Origin of the sequence: Pedobacter vanadiisoli, from assembly GCF_042684385.1 — a bacterium.
GTDB classification, from domain to species: Bacteria; Bacteroidota; Bacteroidia; order Sphingobacteriales; family Sphingobacteriaceae; genus Pedobacter; species Pedobacter vanadiisoli.
The window spans coordinates 140,860-163,189 of record NZ_JBHULL010000007.1; the positions used below are offsets into that span (position 1 = coordinate 140,860).

At 39.0% G+C, this 22,330-nt stretch carries 20 protein-coding genes; 6 read left to right on the top strand and 14 right to left on the bottom strand.

The window, feature by feature from the left end; genetic code table 11:
• Positions 1 to 130: 130 nt before the first annotated feature.
• The 4 genes from ACFSR6_RS06620 to ACFSR6_RS06635 form a co-directional block, all read right to left on the bottom strand.
• Positions 131 to 2,779 carry a family 78 glycoside hydrolase catalytic domain gene (locus ACFSR6_RS06620; protein ID WP_379076608.1) on the bottom strand — a complete coding sequence of 883 codons (2,649 nt, stop codon included), beginning with the start codon at positions 2,777 to 2,779 and terminating at the stop codon, positions 131 to 133.
• A gap of 207 nt (positions 2,780 to 2,986) precedes the next feature.
• Positions 2,987 to 3,571 (bottom strand): riboflavin synthase, encoded by a 585-nt coding sequence (locus ACFSR6_RS06625; protein ID WP_379076611.1) that lies wholly within the window; start codon positions 3,569 to 3,571, stop codon positions 2,987 to 2,989.
• A 290-nt stretch (positions 3,572 to 3,861) separates the two neighbouring features.
• Positions 3,862 to 5,373 carry an acetyl-CoA carboxylase biotin carboxylase subunit gene (gene accC, locus ACFSR6_RS06630; RefSeq protein ID WP_379076614.1) on the bottom strand — a complete coding sequence of 504 codons (1,512 nt, stop codon included), beginning with the start codon at positions 5,371 to 5,373 and terminating at the stop codon, positions 3,862 to 3,864.
• Positions 5,374 to 5,455: 82 nt separating this feature from the next.
• Entirely contained in the window at positions 5,456 to 6,478 is a 1,023-nt protein-coding gene (locus ACFSR6_RS06635; protein ID WP_379076616.1) for a threonine aldolase family protein, read from the bottom strand.
• Positions 6,479 to 6,698: 220 nt separating this feature from the next.
• Here ACFSR6_RS06635 and ACFSR6_RS06640 point away from each other — a divergent pair, with 220 nt between their 5' ends.
• The gene (locus ACFSR6_RS06640) at positions 6,699 to 7,559 is read left to right on the top strand and encodes an N-acetylglucosamine kinase (protein ID WP_379076619.1); all 861 of its coding nucleotides are present in this window, start codon (positions 6,699 to 6,701) and stop codon (positions 7,557 to 7,559) included.
• 148 nt (positions 7,560 to 7,707) lie between these two features.
• Here the strand turns inward: ACFSR6_RS06640 and ACFSR6_RS06645 are convergent, their stop codons facing one another.
• Positions 7,708 to 8,397, bottom strand: a complete 690-nt coding sequence (locus ACFSR6_RS06645) for an NUDIX hydrolase (protein WP_051692040.1) — start codon at positions 8,395 to 8,397, stop codon at positions 7,708 to 7,710.
• A 111-nt stretch (positions 8,398 to 8,508) separates the two neighbouring features.
• On the opposite strand from ACFSR6_RS06645, the gene pfkA reads away from it, so the two are divergent.
• The 4 genes from pfkA to ACFSR6_RS06665 all read left to right on the top strand — a co-directional run bounded on the left by pfkA (position 8,509) and on the right by ACFSR6_RS06665 (position 13,363).
• Positions 8,509 to 9,495 carry a 6-phosphofructokinase gene (pfkA, locus tag ACFSR6_RS06650; protein ID WP_379076622.1) on the top strand — a complete coding sequence of 329 codons (987 nt, stop codon included), beginning with the start codon at positions 8,509 to 8,511 and terminating at the stop codon, positions 9,493 to 9,495.
• 1 nt (position 9,496) lies between these two features.
• Positions 9,497 to 10,339 (top strand): hypothetical protein, encoded by an 843-nt coding sequence (locus ACFSR6_RS06655; RefSeq protein WP_379076625.1) that lies wholly within the window; start codon positions 9,497 to 9,499, stop codon positions 10,337 to 10,339.
• A gap of 8 nt (positions 10,340 to 10,347) precedes the next feature.
• Positions 10,348 to 11,346, top strand: coding sequence for a type I glyceraldehyde-3-phosphate dehydrogenase (gene gap, locus ACFSR6_RS06660; protein ID WP_379076628.1), 999 nt, complete (start codon positions 10,348 to 10,350; stop codon positions 11,344 to 11,346).
• A gap of 793 nt (positions 11,347 to 12,139) precedes the next feature.
• A complete protein-coding gene (locus tag ACFSR6_RS06665) occupies positions 12,140 to 13,363 on the top strand; it encodes a GAF domain-containing sensor histidine kinase (RefSeq protein ID WP_379076631.1) in 1,224 nt (407 codons plus the stop codon).
• Between the two features lie 209 nt (positions 13,364 to 13,572).
• Here ACFSR6_RS06665 and ACFSR6_RS06670 read toward each other — a convergent pair whose 3' ends face one another.
• Genes ACFSR6_RS06670 through ACFSR6_RS06680 form a run of 3 tightly spaced genes read right to left on the bottom strand, consistent with a single transcriptional unit; the run spans position 13,573 to position 15,992 of the window.
• A complete protein-coding gene (locus tag ACFSR6_RS06670) occupies positions 13,573 to 14,319 on the bottom strand; it encodes a metallophosphoesterase (protein ID WP_379076634.1) in 747 nt (248 codons plus the stop codon).
• Between the two features lie 29 nt (positions 14,320 to 14,348).
• Positions 14,349 to 15,203: a tetratricopeptide repeat protein gene (locus tag ACFSR6_RS06675; protein WP_379076637.1), complete on the bottom strand. Its 855-nt coding sequence runs from the start codon at positions 15,201 to 15,203 to the stop codon at positions 14,349 to 14,351.
• 39 nt (positions 15,204 to 15,242) lie between these two features.
• The gene (locus tag ACFSR6_RS06680; RefSeq protein ID WP_379076640.1) at positions 15,243 to 15,992 is read right to left on the bottom strand and encodes a DeoR/GlpR family DNA-binding transcription regulator; all 750 of its coding nucleotides are present in this window, start codon (positions 15,990 to 15,992) and stop codon (positions 15,243 to 15,245) included.
• 97 nt (positions 15,993 to 16,089) lie between these two features.
• Between ACFSR6_RS06680 and ACFSR6_RS06685 the strand changes: the two genes are divergently transcribed.
• Positions 16,090 to 16,644, top strand: coding sequence for a 5' nucleotidase, NT5C type (locus ACFSR6_RS06685; protein WP_379076643.1), 555 nt, complete (start codon positions 16,090 to 16,092; stop codon positions 16,642 to 16,644).
• A gap of 174 nt (positions 16,645 to 16,818) precedes the next feature.
• Here ACFSR6_RS06685 and ACFSR6_RS06690 read toward each other — a convergent pair whose 3' ends face one another.
• From ACFSR6_RS06690 to ACFSR6_RS06715, 6 genes are all read right to left on the bottom strand, one after another.
• Complete coding sequence (locus ACFSR6_RS06690) at positions 16,819 to 18,189, bottom strand: hypothetical protein (protein WP_379076646.1); 1,371 nt, start codon at positions 18,187 to 18,189, stop codon at positions 16,819 to 16,821.
• Positions 18,190 to 18,321: 132 nt separating this feature from the next.
• Positions 18,322 to 18,930 carry a Crp/Fnr family transcriptional regulator gene (locus ACFSR6_RS06695; protein WP_379076649.1) on the bottom strand — a complete coding sequence of 203 codons (609 nt, stop codon included), beginning with the start codon at positions 18,928 to 18,930 and terminating at the stop codon, positions 18,322 to 18,324.
• Positions 18,931 to 19,031: 101 nt separating this feature from the next.
• The gene (locus tag ACFSR6_RS06700; protein WP_379076652.1) at positions 19,032 to 19,355 is read right to left on the bottom strand and encodes a hypothetical protein; all 324 of its coding nucleotides are present in this window, start codon (positions 19,353 to 19,355) and stop codon (positions 19,032 to 19,034) included.
• A gap of 258 nt (positions 19,356 to 19,613) precedes the next feature.
• Positions 19,614 to 20,585, bottom strand: coding sequence for a PorP/SprF family type IX secretion system membrane protein (locus tag ACFSR6_RS06705; protein ID WP_379076655.1), 972 nt, complete (start codon positions 20,583 to 20,585; stop codon positions 19,614 to 19,616).
• Positions 20,586 to 20,607: 22 nt separating this feature from the next.
• Positions 20,608 to 21,546, bottom strand: coding sequence for a T9SS type B sorting domain-containing protein (locus ACFSR6_RS06710; RefSeq protein WP_379076658.1), 939 nt, complete (start codon positions 21,544 to 21,546; stop codon positions 20,608 to 20,610).
• Between the two features lie 20 nt (positions 21,547 to 21,566).
• Positions 21,567 to 22,292 (bottom strand): hypothetical protein, encoded by a 726-nt coding sequence (locus tag ACFSR6_RS06715; protein ID WP_379076661.1) that lies wholly within the window; start codon positions 22,290 to 22,292, stop codon positions 21,567 to 21,569.
• Between the last annotated feature and the right edge of the window lie 38 nt (positions 22,293 to 22,330).

The window sequence follows — 22,330 nt, forward strand, 5'->3', positions numbered from 1 at the left end:
AAAGGATCGTCATCTCGACTGGAGCAAAACGAAATGGAGAGATCTTTAAAGATAGATTTCTCGACTGCGTTGCACTCCGCTCGAAAAGACGAGCTCCATGCCCTTTTTACAAAGCTGCAATTATAAGCGATTAATATTTATATTCAAAATGATAGCTTCCGGAACCAATTTCTTCTTTTTTGCCGGTTTTGGGCAAAATAACAGTAGCGGTAGCATTGGCCGGAACGCTTACATCGAGCTTAAACACCCCATCAGCAATTGTCCACGATGATTTAACCATACCGTAAACGGTTTCCAGTTCTGCAGAGGCATTGGTCAGCTTCCCGCCCGGCCTTGGTGCAATTAAAATGGTTTTGTAGCCCGGTTCTGCGATTACTGGATTAATGCCTGCAATATTTTTATACATCCAGTCGCCAATTGCTCCATAGGCATAATGGTTAAAAGAGTTCATATCGGGTGTCTGGAAAGATCCATCCTGTTTAATTCCATCCCAACGTTCCCAAATAGTTGTCGCGCCCATTTTTACCGGATAAAGCCATGAAGGATAACTTTCCTGCATCAGCAGATCGTAGGCCACATCTTCATGTCCGAACCGGCTTAGTACATGGCAAAGGTAAGGGGTACCCAAAAAGCCTGTAGTAAGGTGGTTTCTGTAATCCCTGATGTTATCTACCAAACGTTGTGCAGCCTGTGCGCGCAGGTTTTCAGGCAGCATATCAAATTGTAAAGCTAAAACATAAGCTGTTTGGGTATTGGAAATCAATTTACCGTTCGCGGTCATATTTTCGGCCAGGTAAGCTGCCTTTATTTTGTTCAGCAAATCGCTGTATTGAGTCACATCATCTGTTTTACCTAAAACTTTCGCTGCATTAATAAGCAACTGGGTAGAATGTGCATAAAATGTTTGTGCAATCATGTACTTATCAGTCACCGCAGCACGGCCGTCGTTATCATCATTGGGGCGGTAAAACAGCCAATCGCCAAAATGGAAACCGGTATTCCAAAGGTTGTTTTTAGCCCTTGAAGATATGTAATCGACCCATTTTTTCATGCTGGCATACTGGTTTTCCAACAGGCCTTTATCACCATAAACCACATACATATCCCATGGAATAATGGTAGCTACATCGGCCCAACCTGCCGAACCTGAATCATTTTCAGTCAGTACATTCGGTATTACAAAAGGAACACTGCCGTTCGGAAGCTGATCTGCAGCAACGTCTTTTAACCATTTTGTAAAAAAACCCGCCACATCCATATTGTAGGCTGCTGTTGAAGCAAAAGCCTGGGCATCACCTGTCCAGCCCAAACGTTCATCCCGTTGAGGGCAATCGGTAGGTACATCAACAAAATTCCCTTTTTGCCCCCACGAAATGTTATGCTGCAATTGATTTAATAAAGGATTCGAAGTGTTAAATTTGCCACTTGTCTTCATGTCCGAATAAACTGCTACAGCAGTAAGATTTTCCAGTTTAAGCTCGCCAGGATAACCATCTACCTTTACATACCTGAAACCCTGAAAAGAAAAATGAGGCTCAAATACCTGCTCCGTTTCTCCTTTTAAGATATAGGTATTCTGTTGCCTTGCTGAGCGGAGGTTTGTAATATAAAAATTTCCTTCTTTGGTTAGCACTTCAGCATGGCTTATGGTAATTTTTGTACCAGCCGGGCCTTTTGCTTTCAGCATTACCCAACCTACCAGGTTCTGCCCAAAATCGACCACAGTTTCGCCCAAAGGTGTTTTAAATATTTTTAAGGCCTTAAATTCTTCGTGTTTACTTACCTGCGGACCACTCATGCCAACCAGTTTTTCTGGTCCGTTTGGCAATTCCTGTACAGCTTTCCAATTTGTGTTTTCTTTAAAGTTGGCATTATTCCAGCCACTTTGTTCCAACCTTGCATCATAAGTCTCGCCGTCATAGATATTGGAAGATCTTATCGCACCGTAACTGGTTTTCCAGCTGTTATCACTTACAATGGTTTCTTTGCTTCCATCGGTATATTCTATCTCGAACTGGAGTAATAAAGCTCTTGTATTGCCATAAAATTCTTTTTGGGAGTTGAAACCGATCCTTCCTTTATACCAACCATCGCCCAGTGAAACACCGATTACATTGGCCCCTTTTTTCAATGCGTTTTTCAGATCATAAACCTGGTATTGAAGGTGGTTTTTGTAACTGGTCCAACCCGGTGCGAAATAAGCATCACCTATGCGGCTGCCATTGATGCTGGCCTCGTACAAACCTTTTGCGGTAATATACATGGTTGCAGAACGGACTTCTTTTTTTAAGTTAAATTCTTTTCTGAATAACGGACTGGCGAGTGACGTGTCTTTTCCTTCTACCGCTATCCATTTCGCTTGCCAATCTTCAGGTTTTAAACCTGTTTGAAAATATTGTACCGGCGACCAGGCCGAGGTGTTACCGTGGTTATCTTTTATCCTTACCTGCCAGTAATACCTGGTTTTGGATGATAATTGGGGACCATCATAAGCCACCAGAACCGATTGGTCGTTGTTTACAGCACTTTTCCATAAAACTTTGTTAATTTTTGGCGAAGTACCCAACCTGATTTCGTAATTGCTTTGTTTGGTATTTTTTGCAGCTGAAATAATTTTCCAGCTAAACCTGGGTTTAGGATTATCAATACTAAAAGGATTAACCAAATGCTCAACAGTTAAATCTTTTATAAAGATTTTTTGAGCTGAAGCATTTATGGTAAATGAAAATAGTAACACAGCCGCAAATATTGCGCTAAATATGCCGGAGATTCTGTTCATAAATGGTTAGTATTAATTTTTTGAATATGCCGGAGATTCTGTTCATAAATGGTTAGTATTAATTTTTTGAATCTTAACACTACTATATTCCGCAATAAAATTGAACCAACCGTCCTGCACTGTTATGAAAATTAAACGTTGTCACAACGCCAATTAACACATAAAAAACTACAAAACAGAGCATTACACAAAAAAAGAGAAATAAAGTTATCGGTTCATTAATCGGGCCACGTACTTCCCGATAATATCGAATTCTAAATTTACGGTATCGCCAACATTAACCTCCTGTAAATTGGTGTGTTCGAAGGTGTAAGGAATGATAAATACAGAAAACTCATCAGTTGCAGAATTCACCACAGTTAAGCTGATCCCATTTACACAGGCCGAGCCTTTTTCTACAGTTACATTTCCGGCATTTGCATCGTATTTAAAGCGATATTCCCAGCTGCCATCCAGTTCTTCGCGTTTAATACAAACTGCGGTCTGGTCTACATGCCCCTGCACAATATGGCCATCTAAACGGGCATTCATCTGCATACAGCGTTCGAGGTTAATTTTACTGCCCACTTTTAAACCTCCTAAATTGGTTTTGTTTAGTGTTTCATCTATAGCGATAACGGTATGCGTTCCATCATTTAAAGCCACAACCGTTAAACATACACCATTATGGGCTACACTCTGGTCAATTTTGAGCTCATGGCTAATTGCCGAAGATATGGTAAAGTGAATATTGGTATGATCGTTTTTAATGGCAGTAACTTCGCCAAGTGTTTCTATAATTCCTGTGAACATTTTTTTCTTTGTTTTTGTTGGGGTATCATTCCTGCACAAAAGCCGTCATCTTGAATGCGTTGCATTTCGCTACCATTGATAGTTTTTAGTAAAACAAGTCGTCATCTCGACTGAAACGCAGTGAAATGGAGAGATCTGGCCAGACAGATTTAGCTTCGCTGAGCACTACGTCGTTCTCGGCTTCGCCTCACACAGCTCGAAATGACACACTTCATTATTATTTTAGCAAGAAAGATGCTTAAACAAGTTCAGCATGACGATCACAATCAGGATTCCCCTATTCTATTTTGTTAATATTTCAATCTATTTTTTCTCCAGCCCGAAGTATTTTTAAAGGCCTCATCGCTCAACCTTACATCCTTTTTTTGAAACAGTTTTGCAGCAATTACCGCGGCAACCAATGCTTCTGTTTCATCCTGAACCTTTAAGCTTTCTGCTTTAAAATATTTGCCTACAAAATGGGTATCAAAACTGCCACTTTTAAAGGCTTCGTGCTGCATTACAAATTTACCAAAACCCAGCGTAGTTTCTATCCCTGTAATATCATATTCTTCTATTGCCCTTACCATGCGTTCAATGGCTTCTTCCCTATCTTTACCATAAGTAATGAGCTTGGCAATCATAGGATCATAATAAATAGGGATTTCCATCCCCTGTTCAAAGCCATCGTCAACCCTTACACCATTCCCTTTGGGGGTATTGTAAGTTTGTAAAGTACCGATATCGGGCAGGAAATTATTGGCCGGATCTTCCGCATAAACCCTAAGTTCGATGGCATGCCCATTAATTTTTAAATCTTCCTGTTTAAAGCTCAATTTTTCTCCCGAAGCAATCTTAATCTGTTCTTTTACCAGGTCGACCCCGGTAATCAACTCGGTAACAGGATGTTCCACTTGTAAACGGGTATTCATTTCGAGAAAAAAGAAATCGAGGTTTTCATCGAGTATAAACTCTACAGTACCGGCTCCGGTGTAATTTACCGAACGGGCCACATCTACTGCACACTTACCCATGCGCTGCCTGATTTCTTCCGTTAAAACCGATGAAGGAGCCTCTTCCACTACTTTTTGGTGGCGCCGCTGTACAGAACACTCCCGTTCAAAAAGATGAACAATATTGCCATGCGTATCGCCCAAAACCTGTATTTCAATGTGCCTTGGCGAGGTAACATAACGTTCAATAAAAACAGCTCCGTCGCCAAAGGCCGATGTAGCCTCACTTACGGCAAGCTGCATCTGTTCTTCAAAATCTTCAACCCGCTCTACAATACGCATCCCCTTACCTCCTCCACCGGCGGCAGCTTTAATCAATATTGGAAAACCGACTTCGATAGCCCGCTGCCTGGCCTCATTTACGTTCTGAATCGCTTCTTCTGTGCCCGGCACCATGGGGATGTTATATTTTAACGCTGCTGCCTTTGCCGATAGTTTATTACCCATCGTTTCCATGGCTTGTGGCGAGGGGCCCACCAAAATTAACCCTGCATCGGCAACCAGTTGCGCAAAACCCGCATTTTCAGATAAGAAACCATAACCCGGATGGATGGCTTCGGCTCCTGTTAATTTACAGGCATCAATTATTTTCTCTCCTACCAGATAACTCTGGTTAGAAGGTGCCGGACCGATAAAAACAGCTTCATCGGCATAACGTACATGTAATGCATTGCGGTCTGCTTCAGAAAAAACCGCTACAGTTTTTATTCCCATTTCCCTTGCCGAGCGCATAATGCGTAAGGCAATTTCACCACGGTTAGCGATTAAAAGTTTGGAGATTGGAATTTGGAGTTTGGAGTTTTCGGGCATTTTGGTTAGATTTTATGTATATGCAGGTTGTACGTATAAAACTACTGATATCGGCATCCCGTCCCCGGACCTCCGACTATCTCTACAAATGTAATATTATTTCAATAGCCTGATCAATCATAGCAGGAGTTAGATCTAAATGGGTAACCAAACGCACGGTACTGGCACTGGTGGTGTTACAATGCAAGCCTTTTTCTTTTAGCTGGCGCACAATATTTTCGGCTGTCCCTTTTTCAACCTCAAATATTACAATATTGGTTTCGACAGGCATAATTGATTTTACATAAGCTGTGCGTGCAAGTGCAATGGCAATTGCTTTGGCATGTGCATGGTCGTCTTTTAACCGCTCTACATGATTATCGAGCGCATAAATACCTGCAGCAGCCAAAAATCCTGCCTGGCGCATACCTCCACCAAAAGCTTTCCTAATTTTCCGTGCCTTATGGATCATCTGTTTGGAACCTAATAACACCGAACCAACCGGCGCCCCCAAACCTTTAGATAAGCATACCGAAATACCATCAAAGTATTTGCCATACTCATTTGCATGATCGCCCGTTGCTACCAGTGCATTAAAAATACGTGCGCCATCCAGATGCAGTTTTAACCCCTTTATATTGCATAAGTGGTGAATCGGAGCAATCTGCGCTAAAGTATAACAGCTACCACCACCTTTATTAACGGTATTTTCTAAAACTACTAAACTCGAATTGGGATAGTGAACATTATCTTCATTGATTTCAGGCTCGATCAGCTCAGTGGTTAATATACCACGTTCGCCGTTCAATAATCTTACTGACGCGGCAGAATGGTAGGCAATGCCGCCGATTTCATAGCGATAAACATGTGCAGTCTGATCGCAGATCACCTCATCCATCGGCTGGGTAAAACACTTGATCGCAATTTGGTTGGTCATCGTTCCGGATGGACAAAATAATCCGGCTTCCATATTAAAAGTCGAAGCCAGTTTTGTCTCCAGTGCATGTACTGTTTCGTCTTCACCAAAAACATCATCGCCTACCTTTGCAGTCATCATGGCGTCCAACATCCCGGCGGTTGGTTTGGTTACGGTATCACTTCTGAAATCTAAAAATCTGCTGTTCATTTCGCTGTCGGATTGTAAAATATTCTTGATGTTTAAAAAAAAGACCAATGCCTTTTCGGGTATAATTTTAAGGTTTTTCGTCGATTTAACGCTCTATATAGTGTATTTTTTACACACTTAATTTTCGGTAACAACAAATTGTTAAAAAATTATTAAAAAAAAGGATACAAAATATAAGAGTTTTTATACTTTTATCGTGCTAAAACCAAAAATAAATAAAATGATAGTAATTGCAGACGGCGGATCTACCAAAACAAATTGGTGTTTGATTAACGAGGCCGGCAGAAAAATTTACTTTAACACCGAAGGTTACAATCCATATTTTTCCAAGGGAGAGTACATTGTAAAGTCTTTGAATGAGACTCTTCCAGACCACTTGGAAAGAGAAAAATTAACAGCAGTTTATTACTACGGTGCCGGCTGCTCTACCCCTGCAAATGTAAAAATTGTAGCTGATGCCATGCAACAGATTTTTACCAATGCAAAAATTTTTGTGGGTCATGATTTACTTGCCTCTTGCAGGGCACTTCTTGGAAACGAGCCAGGATTTGCTGCTATTTTAGGTACAGGTACCAACTCATGCCTTTATGATGGAAACGAAATTACCATGAATATAGATTCTTTGGGTTATTTCTTAGGTGATGAAGGCAGTGGTTCGTACATTGGCAAACGTATTTTAAGCGATTACATGAAAGGTTACATGCCAAAAGGCTTACGCGAAGCTTTTTACGATAACTACGCATTAACCAACGAAGATATTTTCGATAACATTTACAATAAGCCATTGCCAAACCGTTTCTGCGCAAGCTTCAGTAAATTTTTATACGATTTTAAAGATAATTACGAGGATTATGCTTTTGCAACCATCGATTATGCATTTACCGCATTTTTCGAAGCTCTAGTCATCCATTATCCTAATTACAAGGACCACAAATTAAACTGTGTGGGTTCTGTTGGTTACAGTTTCCGCGATATTTTAAGCATTGTAGCTGATCGTTATGAAATGGGGGTAGGCAAAATTATCCGCTCTCCTATAGATGACCTTGTACATTACCATTTAGAGTTAGCACCGAAGGTTTAGTCTTCAGTCCTAAGTTTCGAATCACTAGTCAATGATCCGGAATACAACAATACAAAAATCCCCGATTTGAATTTCAAACCGGGGATTTTTCTTTTTATAAATGACCATGTTGTTTTGGCCTTTCCGCTTTAATCTTAGTCTCAACCCGCTAAAACGAAATCTCCTTACCAAAAAGTTTTGCGTATTTACGCTTATCAAAACGGTACAAAGTAGCTGCCCGGTACGAAACACCTTTTTGTTTTTCGTCGAGTTCTTTTAACACACCAAAGCTTACAATCTTTTTTCTAAAGTTGCGCTTATCCAGTTTTTTACCCAAAACCAGTTCGTACACGTGCTGCAACTGTGTTAAGGTAAATTTCTCTGGCAAAAGTTCGAAAGCAATTGGCTGGTGTTTAATCCGCCGTTTTATTTTTTCTAAACCTTTATCGTATATTTTTTGGTGGTCGAAAGCAAGTTTAGGCAGATCGGTAATGGGCAACCAGTTGGCGCGCTTGGCGTAAGTACTGATGGGGCGCAGTTCTTTATCGCCACCTAAGCGGATCAAAGCATAATATGCCAAAGTAATTACCCTGCCCTGCGGGTGCCTGTGCGGATCGCCAAAAGCATAATACTGCTCCATATAAATACCGCGCAAACCCGTAAGTTCGTACAAAATGCGAGAGGCTGATTGATCTAAACTCTCATCAGGACCAACAATGTTACCGGGCAATGCCCACCAATCCTTAAACGGTTCTTCATTCCTTTCAATGAGCAGGATTTTGAGTTCCTTACCATCAAATCCAAACAAAACGCAATCTATCGAGAATACAGAATCTAAATGAGGTAAAATTTGTTCCAAAGTAAAATTTAGTTATTTTAAGCAGATAAAGGTATGACTTTCAATATTAAGTAAAAAAAATAAAATAAATTACTTAGTGTAAAAAATACACACTATATTCGTGTTATAAAGATGGAACCAAATATAAAAAATATAGCTGTACTAACTTCCGGAGGCGATGCCCCTGGAATGAATGCTGCAATCAGAGCTGTTGTCCGTACCGGAATTTACCATGGCATTAACATGTTTGGTGTAATGCAAGGTTACCAGGGTTTAATTACCGACAACATAAAACCAATGGACGCCCGTTCTGTAAGTAATATTTTACACTTGGGTGGTACCGTATTAAAAACTGCACGTTGTTTAGAGTTTAAAACAGACGAAGGTCAGCAGATTGCCTACAACAATTTAAAAAAGAATAATATTGATGGCCTGGTGGTAATCGGGGGTGACGGAACATTCACCGGGGCGAAACGCTTTTCAGAAACATTTGGTGTTAAGGTAATCGGTATACCGGGTACTATTGATAACGATTTGGCAGGATCTGATTTTACTTTGGGTTACGATACAGCCATTAACACCGTAATTGAGGCGATCGATAAAATCAGGGATACTGCCGATGCACACGATCGCTTGTTTTTTATCGAAGTAATGGGGCGCGATTCAGGCTGTATTGCTTTAAGAAGTTCGATTGCAAGTGGTGCTGAAGCAGTGCTTTTACCTGAAAAGGAAACCAGCGTAACCGAATTGATCGATAAGCTGGCTTTAGGCGCTGCCACCAAAAAAACATCGAGTATTGTGATCGTTGCCGAAGGGCATAAACAGGGTGGCGCTTATGATATCGCCAAAAAAGTAAAAGAAACTTTTGATCATTACGACACCAAAGTAACCATTCTTGGCCACCTGCAACGTGGAGGTAGTCCAAACAGTTTCGACAGAATTTTAGGCAGTCGCTTAGGTTTTGCGGCAGTAAATGCGTTAATTGCAGGCGAAACAGAGAAAATGGTAGGTTTAAAAGGAAATGAAATAAAATTGACCAGTATAAGAGAGGCTTTAACCGCTCATTCTTTTAAACTCGAACCCGATTTAATGGAAATGACAGAGGTACTTTCAATATAATATGATAGCAGTTGTTTATAGCGGATCGAAAACAGCATTCTGGAAATTAACCCAAAATGGACAGGTGGTATCACATTGTAACACTACCGGCTTAAACCCTTGCTTTGTCGATCCGAAAACGATTTTACAGATTTTAAATAAAAAGGTTGCCCTGGTTAACAACGCCGAAAACATCAAAAAGATTTACTTCTTTGCAGCCGGGGCATCATCGGCAGACAGAAAAGAGGAATTAGCCAAAACCCTTTCGTCATTTTTCAGATACAGCAAAATTGTTGTAGAAAATGATCTGTTTGGAGCAGCTAAAGCCGCCTGTTACAATAAACCCGGTATTGTTGGTATGTTGGGCAGTGGTGCACATTGCGCCTACTTCGACGGGAAAAAACCGTTAAACAACAACTTTGGATTAGGTTATATCCTCGGAGACGAAGGTTCTTCAAATTACTTTGGAAAAATACTCCTTAAAGAATTTTTAAGCCTTAAAATGCCAAAGGATATCGAAGCCAAATTTACATTAGCACACAATCTAGACCGCCCTCAGATATTAGAACGCATCTACAATAAACCGCAGGCAAATATATTTTTAACTTCATTTTTCGACTTCATTACCCATAACAGCAAACACGAATATATCCTTAAGCTGATTGATGAGGGTTTTGAAAAATACTTTGAAACCTATATTTTACCAACCGTTGAAAAACATAAAACACGTGAAGTGCATATTGTAGGCAAGGTAGCAGCCGAACTGGAAGACCGGTTAAGGTTTATAGCAGGTAAATATGACCTGGAAATAAAAAGCATCATTAAAGAACCAATACAAAATTTATTAAAACATTACACTAATTAACAAAAACAATGAGCAAAATTGGAATAAACGGCTTTGGCCGTATTGGCCGACTGGTTTTCAGAGCCGCATTAAAAAGAGGATTAGATATTGTAGCCATTAACGACTTAATTGATCCGGATTACATGGCATACATGTTAAAATATGATACTACACACGGTAAATTTGATGGTACTATTGAAGTTGTTGACGGTAACCTTGTGGTTAACGGCAAAACCATCCGTGTAACTTCAGAAAGAAACCCTGCTGATTTAAAGTGGGATGCTGTAGGTGTTGAAGTGGTAATCGAATCAACCGGCTTATTTTTAACCCGCGTTGATGCAGAGAAACACATCGCTGCCGGCGCTAAAAAAGTAGTTTTCTCTGCTCCTGCTAAAGATGGCGATATCCCAACTTACGTAATGGGTGTTAACCATCATAAATTAACAGCAGATCAAACTATCGTTTCAAACGCATCATGTACTACAAACTGTTTAGCACCAATTGCTAAAGTATTAAACGATAACTTCGGTATTGTTGAAGGTTTAATGAGCACCATCCATGCGGTAACTGCCACTCAAAAAACTGTTGATAGCCCATCGGCTAAAGACTGGAGAGGTGGCCGTGGTGGTTTCTCTAACATTATCCCTTCATCAACCGGTGCTGCCAAAGCTGTAGGTTTAGTTCTTCCTGAGTTAAAAGGAAAATTAACCGGTATGTCTTTCCGTGTTCCTGTTGCCGACGTTTCTGTTGTTGACTTAACTGCACGTTTAGAAAAACCAGCTACTTACGAGCAAGTTAAAGCCGCAATGAAAGCTGCTTCTGAAGGCGAATTAAAAGGTGTACTTGGTTACACTGAAGACGAAGTTGTTTCTTCTGACTTTATCGGCGATGACCACGCCTCTATTTTTGATGCCAAAGCAGGTATCTCACTGAACGATAATTTCGTTAAAGTGGTATCTTGGTACGATAATGAGTGGGGATATTCTACCGCATTAGCTAAATTCGTAGAATATTACGCAAGTTTATAATAAAAAAGCGCATAGAGCGCTTTTGACACGCATATATAAGGCAACATTATTCATTTAATGTTGCTTTTTTGTTTTAAACATATTTTTCGAGTATAAATCAGATTTTAATTTTAAGCCAAAAATTACTTTTTATTAAAATACCTACCCATAAAATACTTTTATATTCACAAACACAACAAAAACAAGGCTAAAAATCTCACCAACGTGATTTTATATCAAAAAATTAACAAGTTTTAACTATATCGTATTATAAATTGATAATATTTAACAATTATTTAACAAATTTTTGAGTTATCTTTGCAACATAGTCGTTTTAAACTCCTAAATCTTCCAGAAAAAGATCAGTAAATAAAAAATGACAAAAAAAATACTTAAATTTTTCTTAGTGTATTTTTTACACTATCAAATTTTTTACTATATTTGTAGTGTAATAAACGGAACGATGTTTTTTACGATTAAAAAAGATAAATCATTTTCTTGAAAAACCCCGGTTTAGATAGAAGATTAAAGACAAAGCCTGGCTCATAACAGGTTTATATTTGGTTAGAAAAAAGAGATACGTCTGGATGGAGTATCTCTTTTCTTGTTTTAAGGCAGATCCATATCCAACAATTAATTAGGTAAGCAACCAGCCCACCATTGATCTGCATCCCAGCCATGAAGCCTTTGGCAGCAAGATTAATAATTTTGATACATTAACAATCAGGTCGAGCTAAATTCGGCAAATAAAACTTCTTTGCTTTATATTTGTAAAAGGCCTTAGTTATTGTGAATTTTTAAACAGCAACAGTACATGAGTAAGTTTAGCAAGCCCTCAAATACCACATCTGATTATGAATTTCAGCGTCTCAATAAGCTCAGGCGTTACCACATTATTGATACGCCCCCCGAACTTCTTTTCGATCTGATTGCGGAAATTGCAAAGATTACTTTTAAAGCATCAGGATCATTTGTTTCATTTATTGATGATACGCAGGTATACCTTAAGGCCAACACCAGTCCCATACAGGCTTCCATAATCAAAAAAGAAGACAGCTTATGCACCGTTGCTGCCCAAACAGCGGAGATTACCCTGATTGAAGATGCCAGAACCTGCACTGAGGTTAAAGATAATCCTTATGTTAAAATGGATAATGGGATCAGATTTTATGCTTCAGCACCTATTACCACTATGGAGGGCTTTGTAATTGGAGCGGTTAGCGTAATGGATGATAAACCCAGGTTCGATATTGAAGAAGATCAATTAATGGTACTGAAATGGCTGGCCCGGATTACACTCGAAAAACTCGAATCGCGGCTGATTAACCGTATTTCGGTACGTGCTTATGATGACCGTTTGCACCGCCTCGCCCACGATATGAAAAACCCTGCAACATCATTGGTTGCGTACGGACAGCTTTTAGGCAAAGGCTTGCTTACCCAGGAAAAACTTGCTTCATTGGGCAGTAAAATTGAGCAAACCGGCAGGAACATTGAGCGCACGATGAATAATCTGCTAAATGAAGCCAAGAATGAAAATGCCTCCATAGATCTTAAATTTGAAACCACTAAAGTAAGGGACCTGCTAAATGCCGTTGCCGCAACATTTGATTTTGCCTTAAAACAAAAGAAACAAACACTTAAAATAAATTGCCAAACAGATGGGTATATCCAGGTAGATCAGGAACGCATTACCGATGTTTTAACAAACCTGTTGAGCAATGCTGTTAAATATTCGCAAATCGGGGCAGAAATAGAAATAAATTGCAGCACCGGAATAAACGATATTATTTTCGAATTTAAAGACAACGGTGTAGGCATGACCAACGAAGATATCAGTAAGCTATTTACCAAGTTTGCCAAACTATCATCAGTACCTACCGCAAAAGAACGCTCGAACGGTATTGGCCTTTATATTGTTAAAACATTGGTACAGTTGCATGGCGGCAAGGTTTGGGCCAGCAGCGCAGGTAAGGATTTAGGTAGTTCGTTTTTCGTTCTGTTACCCAAATTACAAAGTTTACCGGTAACTGATTAGAATGAAATACGACAATCGTCTTCTGCTTTTTATACGGTAAAATTTCTGCAAGACTACACTAATATCTTTTAATCTCCATACAACCTGTCATATCGTGAAATATTAAAAGCTCAATGTAAGAAGAAACGACGACATAGCTTTGGTATCTGTCAAGGGTAGCAGAACACAACTCAGTTATGTACTACAAGATTATGATTTAATGCACCTTATCAAATTTCTATTATTAATTCTTTATCATAACCATTATACTTTTCACTGATGTATCCGTGCGGATTACAGATTACTTCAGTTTCTCCAATTCTATACCTTGCCGGCGTATGGATATGCCCGTGTATCCAATAAGATGGCTGGTATTTTATAATGAGATCTTCAATATCTGAAGCGTACGCAGAAGATATGGGATCATTCTTATATAAAGAAGGAAGCGAACGTACACTTGGCGCATGATGTGTGACCACCACATTTTTAAACGCAATTGATCCTTCCAGGCTTTTCTGCAACCAGTTTTTAGAAATCTTATGAATTTTATAGGTATCAATTGTTCTTAACTTCGAATAGGTAGGATAACGCCTGATCAGCTTGTAATCGTTCATTTTACTTTGACAAATGATGCCGTATTCTACAGGATTGCCAAACAAGGAAAAATCTGTCCATAAAGTTGCCCCATGAAATCTTACTCCTCCAAATTCTACAAAATCATTCTCCAGCACATAAATATTTGAATCTTTAGCCTTGGCAACTATTTTATTGAGCGTCTTCGGATAAGTACCTTTATAATATTCGTGATTGCCTAATACATAAATGACGGGCTTATCAGAAATATTTTGCGTAAGCCAATCAATGCCTTTCGTACCCAGGTTAATATCGCCAGCTAAAATAATCAGGTCGGCATTTTGGAAACTGAGTTCAGAAATACCAAATTCCTGATGCAGATCACTTATTATCTGTATTTTCATTACCCTGTTTACTCTTTAAAGCTTTGTCTTTAGTGATTTAAAGACTTACATTCAATGTTAATTCTCTTCTGCGCATCTGTATCACCAAGCGATTTGGCTTTGCCCCAATCCATACAAGCACCACTTTTATCTCCAAGATTAAATTTTGTATTTCCCCTATTATAATATGCGAGGCCATTATCAGGTTCAATCTCTATAACACGGTTATAATCTTTTAATGCTTCCTCGTATTCTCCTGCATCATCTTTATTCGTTGCCCTGCTTAATAATGCATCAGTATAGTCAGAATCTATTTCTAAAGCCTCATCATAATCTCTTCTTCCAGCTTTGTAACTATGAAGCATCTCTTTACAGTACCCCCTGGCTTGCCAAGCCTCTTTCATTTTAGGTACTAATTTTATTGCTATTGAAAAATAGATTATTGCTTTACCAAAGTTTCTTTTATTAATCTCATCGAGGCCTTCTTCATAAAAATCAGCCGGAATTTTGGATTCAACATCAAGATAGTTTAAATCGCCTGGATCCGATAATGTACCATAACCGTTTAGCTTACAATCAAACTCATAACCTTTACAATATAAATCTATTGCCCAAAAAATGAGACCTTCTTCAGTGTAGGGCAAAGCCGTAGCTGTGCCCTTTAAAATCCAATGATCATCTTCTTGAACTGGGTTTTCGAATATAAAATCGTAATTATCAGCTAAAAAGATGCTTAACAAATTTAGTTTTCCGGGCTTATCGGAAATAAAATCCAAATCAAATTTTGCCAGGGCGTTATCTTTAAAACCATCGCTGAGCATTCTTTTGTAAACATTACTGGCAGCATACTTTTCTTCGGAATAGCCATTATTAAATTCTTTCCTATTAAAAAATCTTTCAACCATTTTCCCTTTCCTCCTAAATATAGTTTATTCTAAAGCCAGCTAAAGCACTTCAATCCCTAGTTGTTTATAAGGCGCTAAACCAGCATTATCGGGATCCGTTTCAGTAATGATTACATCTACATCGGTAACCGGGCAAACATAATAAGGCTCTACTGTATTTATTTTTTCGAGTGCCGAAAGTGCAATGGTTTTCTGCGCCTGACTGATCATAATATTGTTCAGCTGTGCATCTTCATATATAATGGAGGTAATGCCCATATTGTGGTGCAGGCTGCAGATTCCTAATATACAGATATCGGCGCGTACTTTTCTAAAAGTATCGATGGTTTCTTGCCCGATGGTGATGAATGCGGTTTTATGCAATCTTCCACCGGCAAATATGACTTCTGCACTGGGATGGTCTTCCAGAATATTGGCGACAGGAAAGCTATTGGTAATAATGGTAATCTTTAAATCTTTTGGCAATACTGCGGCGAGTGCAACTACCGAAGTACCACCATCAAAAAATACCACCTGTCCGTCTTTCAGAAACTGCAAAGCTTTTTTCGCAATGGCTTGTTTGTGCTGCTGGTTGTATTTTTCCCTGTCCCTGTAATGCTGTGGTATAGGGGAACGGGAAATTGCCCCGCCTCGAACTGCACGCAACAACCCCTGCGAATCGAGTTCTTTAATATCACGGCGCACTGTATCTTCTGATACATTCAACAATGTACTTAACTCATCAAGCCGTACTTTACTGTCTTTATCGAGGGTATTTATAATAACCTGAAGTCGCTCTTCTTTTACCATATTACTGCAATATACTGCAAATATAAGAATTTAATTTAGGTAAAATTTGCAACATATTGCAATATTAAATATTTTTGTTGCAAAAAAATAGCAAACAATGAAAAAGACAATTGGCATTGATATGGACGGCGTACTAGCCGATATTGAAGATCATATATTAAAGACTTATTATGCTGAAACCGGTATTTCGCTTACACGGGAAGACATTAAAGGCAAATCGGAAGACGAACTTTTTCCTGATCGGGCCATGATTATGAAAATCTGCAACAGGGAGGGATTTTTCAGGAACCTGCCTGTTATGGAAGGTGCTGTTGAAACCGTAAAACAACTTATGGATGATTACGAAATCTACATTGTTTCAGCTGCTATGGAATTTCCGCTATCGCTTTTCGAGAAACGAGAATGGCTGTCAGAGCATTTCCCTTTTATCAGCTGGAAGAACATTATCTTATGTGGCGACAAAAGTATTATAGATACAGATTATTTGATTGATGATCATTGCAAAAACCTCGATTCATGTAAGGGCAAGCCTTTAATGTTTACAGCTTTCCATAATGTAGAAAAAGATCATCACCAGCGGATCAACCATTGGAAAGAGGTACCGGCTTTACTGAAGGAGCTGGAGAAGGCAAAACTCACATTGGCACAATAGATATTACCAAAATAAAAAGGGTGCAGCCACTGGCTACACCCTCTATCTAAATTAACGCTCTCAACTAGAAGTTGATATAAGGCTCTCACCCCTTATGCCTACAATATTACGGCAGAAAAATTAAGATTTGATGAAGATTTTAATTTATTGAAGATTTTTGTTAATTTTTTTTGATCAATCACCACCACACCCGCCACAACTTCCACAAGAGCTCCCGCCTGACGAACCACATGAACTGTCACCACCCCCACCATCGCCACTGGCATAAGTAGCGTCACTTCGTTTGTAATTTACCAAAGGGATCAGACTTGAAGATAATACAGCCGAACCATATAAAAAATAATCCCAGCGCCAATCCTGTTCCTCTTTTATTATAGGCAAAATAATTTCTTTATATAGACCAGGTATTGTGCGACTAAAAAACTGCCGATTCAGTTTATACAAATAATTAATAGCAAAAAGAATTAGAAGCGTTAATAAAAGTGCCACCTGAAAAACAGGTTTATCCCTTAAAACGCCAGTTACCAACCGGATCAGAGGAAAAATTACCAGTACAGCAAAAACGATAAAATTCACGTAAAACAGTTTTGCAAATTCTCGGGATTGATTAAAGCATGATCTAAACTGATCCATACTTTTGGCTGTGTTTCTAAAAACTGGCTTTGTTCGTAATTGCCTTAGCAATTGGGTGTAAAAAAGATCGCCCTTTTCCTTTAAGGTAGAAATTACCTGGAGCTGTTCTCCAGAAAGATCCTGCATTTTGTCTGAAATACAAATTCTTTGATCTAAATCAACTCTTATCATGCCTACATGAATAAGTTCGCTAATACTTCCATTTATGACGTCATCCAATTTATGGTTTTTTAGATAAATGACTTCGAATGGTTTAAGATGATATACAAACGATTGACTATCAAAGCTGGCGGCAATTTCCTTAAACCTGCTCATTGTATAGAAATATAGAATTATACAAACTGGTAGAGTTAACCCCAACAAGCCCCAAATAAAATAAGGGTTATTAATATGGATATAGATTGGTCTTAGCAGATAATAAAATGGAAAGGAAAGTATTATAGTTCCAAGTACGCCAAACAATGTAAATAAACCAATCTTAAGTTTTGCTGGCTTAAGCTTCAAACCATCCAACATCGTATCATAAAGCCAGATGCTTTCTGGCTGTTTGCCAAAATGATCGGCATACAGTTTTTCTGTTCTTTCAGCAGCTTTTTTAAATTCATCAAATCGTGCTTTATCATGGGTAGATGGAATATGCTGAATATTTTTCCCTAATAAAACACAAAAATCAAAATAGGATTGGCTAAAAATAAGATGTTGGTGCCAAACTATATCAACAATGGCTGAAGGCGAAACCATTAACTCAGACTTAGCTGCCAGGAACATAAACTTTTTATACTCCACAATAGCTTTTTCGGTAAAATCCTTTGTCCAGCGATTTTCACTGGCCAACCTAACCGAAAAAGAATATCCACCTGCTGGATCATCGAGATTAAATTGCAAGACCTTATTCCACAACGTTTCGTTCATATCCAGTTTTCGTTATTTTCCAAACTTCGGCCTCTTTCCTATTTTTCTATTGGGAAGGAAGTAGCATAAAAAATAATCCTATCATTACTTCTATATCCTAAATATACCAGAAATAAGAATTTTATCAATGTACTAAGCCAAATCCTTTACCAACTTACTACGGATCCTGCTCAAAGTTTCGAGACGCATACCTAAATAACTGGCAATACAGCGTAATGGAACCTTAGATACGTCGAAGGAATTCAATTCCATAAATTTTTCATAGCGCCTTTCAGCTGAAGGGATACGGGCAAGGATAGACCGTTCTGAAGCAGCATAGTATTGGAGGCCAAGGATTTTCCGACCGATCACATTGGTTTCCTGATAGCTTGCATACAATCTGTTTATAAACAGACGTGACATGGGTACCAATTCAGAGTTTTCGAGGGCCTGCAAATATTCAATTGAAGGCCTGAAATTTTCACGGGGATGCTGGATTGCACCGATAAATTCATTTCCAAAACTGATCCAGGTGGTAATTTCCTTACCGCCATCCTTTATAAACCCTCTTACCAATCCATTTACCACAAAAAAAACGTCATCATTATTATCAATCGGTGAGAGAACGTATTTATTCTTTTTAACCAGGATGGGCTGGAGATTTTTTTCAATTTCCTGAATAAAACCCGGCGTTATCGGGCATAAACTGCTGAAATAATTTAATACAGCGTTAACTAAAAATACCTTGCGGGATTCGAGCATACACAAATAGGGATAGACTTTAGACCCTTAATTATAGCGCTTTTTAAGATAATATAAAAATAAAGTAGATTAATTAAGACAATTATGACATATAATGCCCTTTATGGCGTGTATTTTTTAATGTTTTGAACTGCAAATTGATTTATCCAGGTAAAAATTCTCAATTTGCCCTCATCAAATTGAGAAAAATACTGCCAGGCTTCATAAAATGTTTTTTCCAAAATTAATTTAGCTTTTTCTTCCTCTTCAACTGACCTAATGATATTACCATAAATAGCTGGCGCATACCGTTTATACAGTGCTTTAAATGCAGCAAAATCATGCGGTGTCTTTAATGCAGTAAAAAAGACTTCCTCGCCGGATAACCCAGCATCATGGCCAATATTTTGTTTTTGAAGGATAACCTTTTGGTATAACGGTTGCATGAGCGATTTGATATTATTGCTATAACACAGCAATTTTTCCTTTGTTTATGCAATGCCAGAAAATCAAACAACCGAACGGAGTATGAATAGCTATCTGTTAATATCAAAAAAAATGCAAGGATAAGGCGGGAGCTTTTTAGAACATTCATTCCGTTCATTTTTCTCCACAGGAAAGTAAACCCTGGCAATCCAGATTCTAAAATTAACTCTCAGTAAAAAAACAGAAATAAAAATGCAGGAATAGATGCAACCTGTTGATTAGAAGTAACACTTTGGTCTTCTGCTTTTTGCGGTCTGCAAGTAATAACCAATAGATATTTCATGCGAGCCATAATCATAGCTGCCTAATTTGTTCAAACTGTAATCATAGCCATAGCCTATCCTGAGATTTTCGCGTATGAAGAATTCAGTAATCAATCCAATGGCGCTCCTTGCCCTTAAATTGCTTTGTAATGCCGGCTTAGGATAAAATTTTATGGAAGTTCTATAGGCCGCGCCCAGCCAAAGCTTTTCTTTAATCATTAAAAAGGCATTAAGATCCAATGAGGTTGGCCCATTTAAATCATCTTTGATCAAAAAAGTAGGCTTGAGCATGAAATCATTGTTCATTGGGAATAACATCCCGGCCGTTAAATAGAAATGAGGCTCAGCAGTAATATTCAATAGATTATTGGTCCTAAAAGCAGGAAGGTATTGTGTAAGCAGGTTATTGGCCGAGAAACCAATAAAGAATTTTTCGTTCGAATAATGCACACCTGCCCTGATATCAGGTACGATACGGCTTTCGTACCCCATAGGAATTCTGTTATCGTTTGTTTCATTGGGATCTAAAAGGCTACCGTCTAATCCCATCTGCATTACCCCGAGTCCGATCCCAAAGGCGAGCACATTGGTTTCGGTACGATCGAGTTTAATGCGGTAAGCAAAATTACCCGATAAATTAAGTGAAGTTTGCGCACCGATTTTGTCTTTCGAAACCAAAAGGCCTAAACCGAGGCTTTCTTCCTTAACTGCTTCATCAACAGCTATGGAAAGCGTTTGCGGTGCCCCCTGTATGCCAGTCCACTGCGCCCTTACAAAAGCCTGCATATATAATTCTTCCTTATAACCTGCATAGGCCGGATTGATGAAAAGACCATTAAATACATATTGCCCAAACTGTGCATTTTGCTGGGCAAACAAACACAAGCAGATTAAATTAAATAATGTCGTTAAAATTATCTTTTTCATATCCTCACCTTTTAACTTTCATTTATCTGATCACAGTAACATAGCCTTTAAATTCCTGCCACTGCCCATTTGTAGCTTTTACCTTAAGTATATAGAAATACGTTCCGCCCACCAGCCCATTAGCTGCCCAGTCACTCAGATAGCCTTTTTTCTCATACACGGTACTTCCCCAGCGGTTAATAATGGTAAGCTGGTTTTCAATATAACGGTCAAGGTGTTCTATAGAAAAGGTCTCATTTTTTCCGTCACCATTTGGTGTAAATACATTCGGGATTTTAAGTCCGGTAATTTCCTTAGTATCAATAGAGGTATTGTTTGATGGGTCAGGATCGGGTTCATCGTGCGTAACGGTGGCACCATTTACCACACTTCCAGGTTTCGTAGCCCTTACGTTAATAATAAGTTCAACAAAACTGCCATTGGCCAGCGAAGGTATAACCCACGAAACCGTCCGGGTTTGCTCGTTATAACTCGCAGCCCCCACAACGTTAGGATCAACACTTACAAATGTGAGGTTCTCAGGAAGGTCATCTTTTACCTGTACATTGGTAGCCGTGCCCGTACCGTTGTTGCGTACCAATAAATTATACTTAAAAACTTCCATATTGATTACCTGCCTGCTCTCCGATCTTTTAAGAATAGAAATATCTGCTGAAACCACCTGCTCCATAACTACTTCCATCTCTTCTGAAAGTTCTGAACTACATCCCCCCAGGCTAAAAGTAATAACAGTATATTTTCCTGCGGTGCTTACTACATAATCCTGTTCGGTAGCGTCTAAAATGGCATTTCCATTTCTAAACCACTGATAAGAGGTTGCACCTGTACCATTAGCCCTGAGTTTAACAGTTATACCCGGTTTAAGGTTAAGCACATTGGGATTATTAGATTGCGCAAAGCATGCCGCCACTAGAAACAGCAGCATGCCAAACACAATTATCCCTAACCTGCTAAACATCATAAATGGTCAAATCTTAATATTTATGGTGCTACAGAAATAACTGCTTTGCCTGGTTTAACTGTAACAGTAATGTTTTTAGATGCTGTTGCAGTACAGCTTGTAGAGGGTACAATAGGTGTAGAACCAACCGCATATTTACCTTCAGCAGTAAACACATAAGCTTCTGGTGCAACACCAGCTTTTAGGGTAAATAATTCATTATTGGTACCCGAAACCGTTCCCAAGGTAGTAGGGTCACTTACTGCTACCCCACCTTTGGTTGCAGTCCATGTGTAAACCAAAGAAACGCCTGCTGGTAAGGTAAGTGCCGCATCTTTAGCTGCTGTAATTACTGTTGAAGCGGTTTGATCTGTACAGTAAACACTTCCGGGCGCATTTACTGTAATGGCCGGTGGCGGAAGTTTTTCAACAACAGTATTATCTGATGCATCACTCGGACAAAGATTTGCATCGGCCGGTATTACCTGAACCGAGTAAGTATGTGTTCCTGCTGTTAATGTTGCAGGTACGTTAAAAATGGCATCTGCAGCTGCAGCATAAGTTACCGGGCTTTGAGCAGTACCATCAACAGTCCAAATAATTTTATCGCCCGCTACGGGAGTATACCCGGTAAATGCCGGTGTAAGTTTTACGGTACCTGTACCACATAAATATACATTTGGCGTTTGTGCAATTGCACTGATCGGCAATAAGAACAGCAGGAATGCAAAGATCCTTAAATGGTTTTTTGTAGTTTTTTTTGTCATGACTTTAATTTGTTAGGGGTGAATGATTATTTCTTTTT

Coding starts and splice junctions, on each gene's coding strand:
- ACFSR6_RS06625 (WP_379076611.1), bottom strand. CDS start 3,571: ATGTTCACAGGAATTATAGAAACACTTGGCGAAGTTACTGCCATTAAA.
- ACFSR6_RS06710 (WP_379076658.1), bottom strand. CDS start 21,546: ATGATGTTTAGCAGGTTAGGGATAATTGTGTTTGGCATGCTGCTGTTT.
- accC (WP_379076614.1), bottom strand. CDS start 5,373: ATGCCCGAAAACTCCAAACTCCAAATTCCAATCTCCAAACTTTTAATC.
- ACFSR6_RS06635 (WP_379076616.1), bottom strand. CDS start 6,478: ATGAACAGCAGATTTTTAGATTTCAGAAGTGATACCGTAACCAAACCA.
- ACFSR6_RS06665 (WP_379076631.1), top strand. CDS start 12,140: ATGAGTAAGTTTAGCAAGCCCTCAAATACCACATCTGATTATGAATTT.
- ACFSR6_RS06700 (WP_379076652.1), bottom strand. CDS start 19,355: ATGCAACCGTTATACCAAAAGGTTATCCTTCAAAAACAAAATATTGGC.
- ACFSR6_RS06680 (WP_379076640.1), bottom strand. CDS start 15,992: ATGGTAAAAGAAGAGCGACTTCAGGTTATTATAAATACCCTCGATAAA.
- gap (WP_379076628.1), top strand. CDS start 10,348: ATGAGCAAAATTGGAATAAACGGCTTTGGCCGTATTGGCCGACTGGTT.
- ACFSR6_RS06695 (WP_379076649.1), bottom strand. CDS start 18,930: ATGCTCGAATCCCGCAAGGTATTTTTAGTTAACGCTGTATTAAATTAT.
- ACFSR6_RS06655 (WP_379076625.1), top strand. CDS start 9,497: ATGATAGCAGTTGTTTATAGCGGATCGAAAACAGCATTCTGGAAATTA.
- ACFSR6_RS06640 (WP_379076619.1), top strand. CDS start 6,699: ATGATAGTAATTGCAGACGGCGGATCTACCAAAACAAATTGGTGTTTG.
- pfkA (WP_379076622.1), top strand. CDS start 8,509: ATGGAACCAAATATAAAAAATATAGCTGTACTAACTTCCGGAGGCGAT.
- ACFSR6_RS06670 (WP_379076634.1), bottom strand. CDS start 14,319: ATGAAAATACAGATAATAAGTGATCTGCATCAGGAATTTGGTATTTCT.
- ACFSR6_RS06715 (WP_379076661.1), bottom strand. CDS start 22,292: ATGACAAAAAAAACTACAAAAAACCATTTAAGGATCTTTGCATTCCTG.
- ACFSR6_RS06685 (WP_379076643.1), top strand. CDS start 16,090: ATGAAAAAGACAATTGGCATTGATATGGACGGCGTACTAGCCGATATT.
- ACFSR6_RS06675 (WP_379076637.1), bottom strand. CDS start 15,203: ATGGTTGAAAGATTTTTTAATAGGAAAGAATTTAATAATGGCTATTCC.
- ACFSR6_RS06705 (WP_379076655.1), bottom strand. CDS start 20,585: ATGAAAAAGATAATTTTAACGACATTATTTAATTTAATCTGCTTGTGT.
- ACFSR6_RS06690 (WP_379076646.1), bottom strand. CDS start 18,189: ATGAACGAAACGTTGTGGAATAAGGTCTTGCAATTTAATCTCGATGAT.
- ACFSR6_RS06620 (WP_379076608.1), bottom strand. CDS start 2,779: ATGAACAGAATCTCCGGCATATTTAGCGCAATATTTGCGGCTGTGTTA.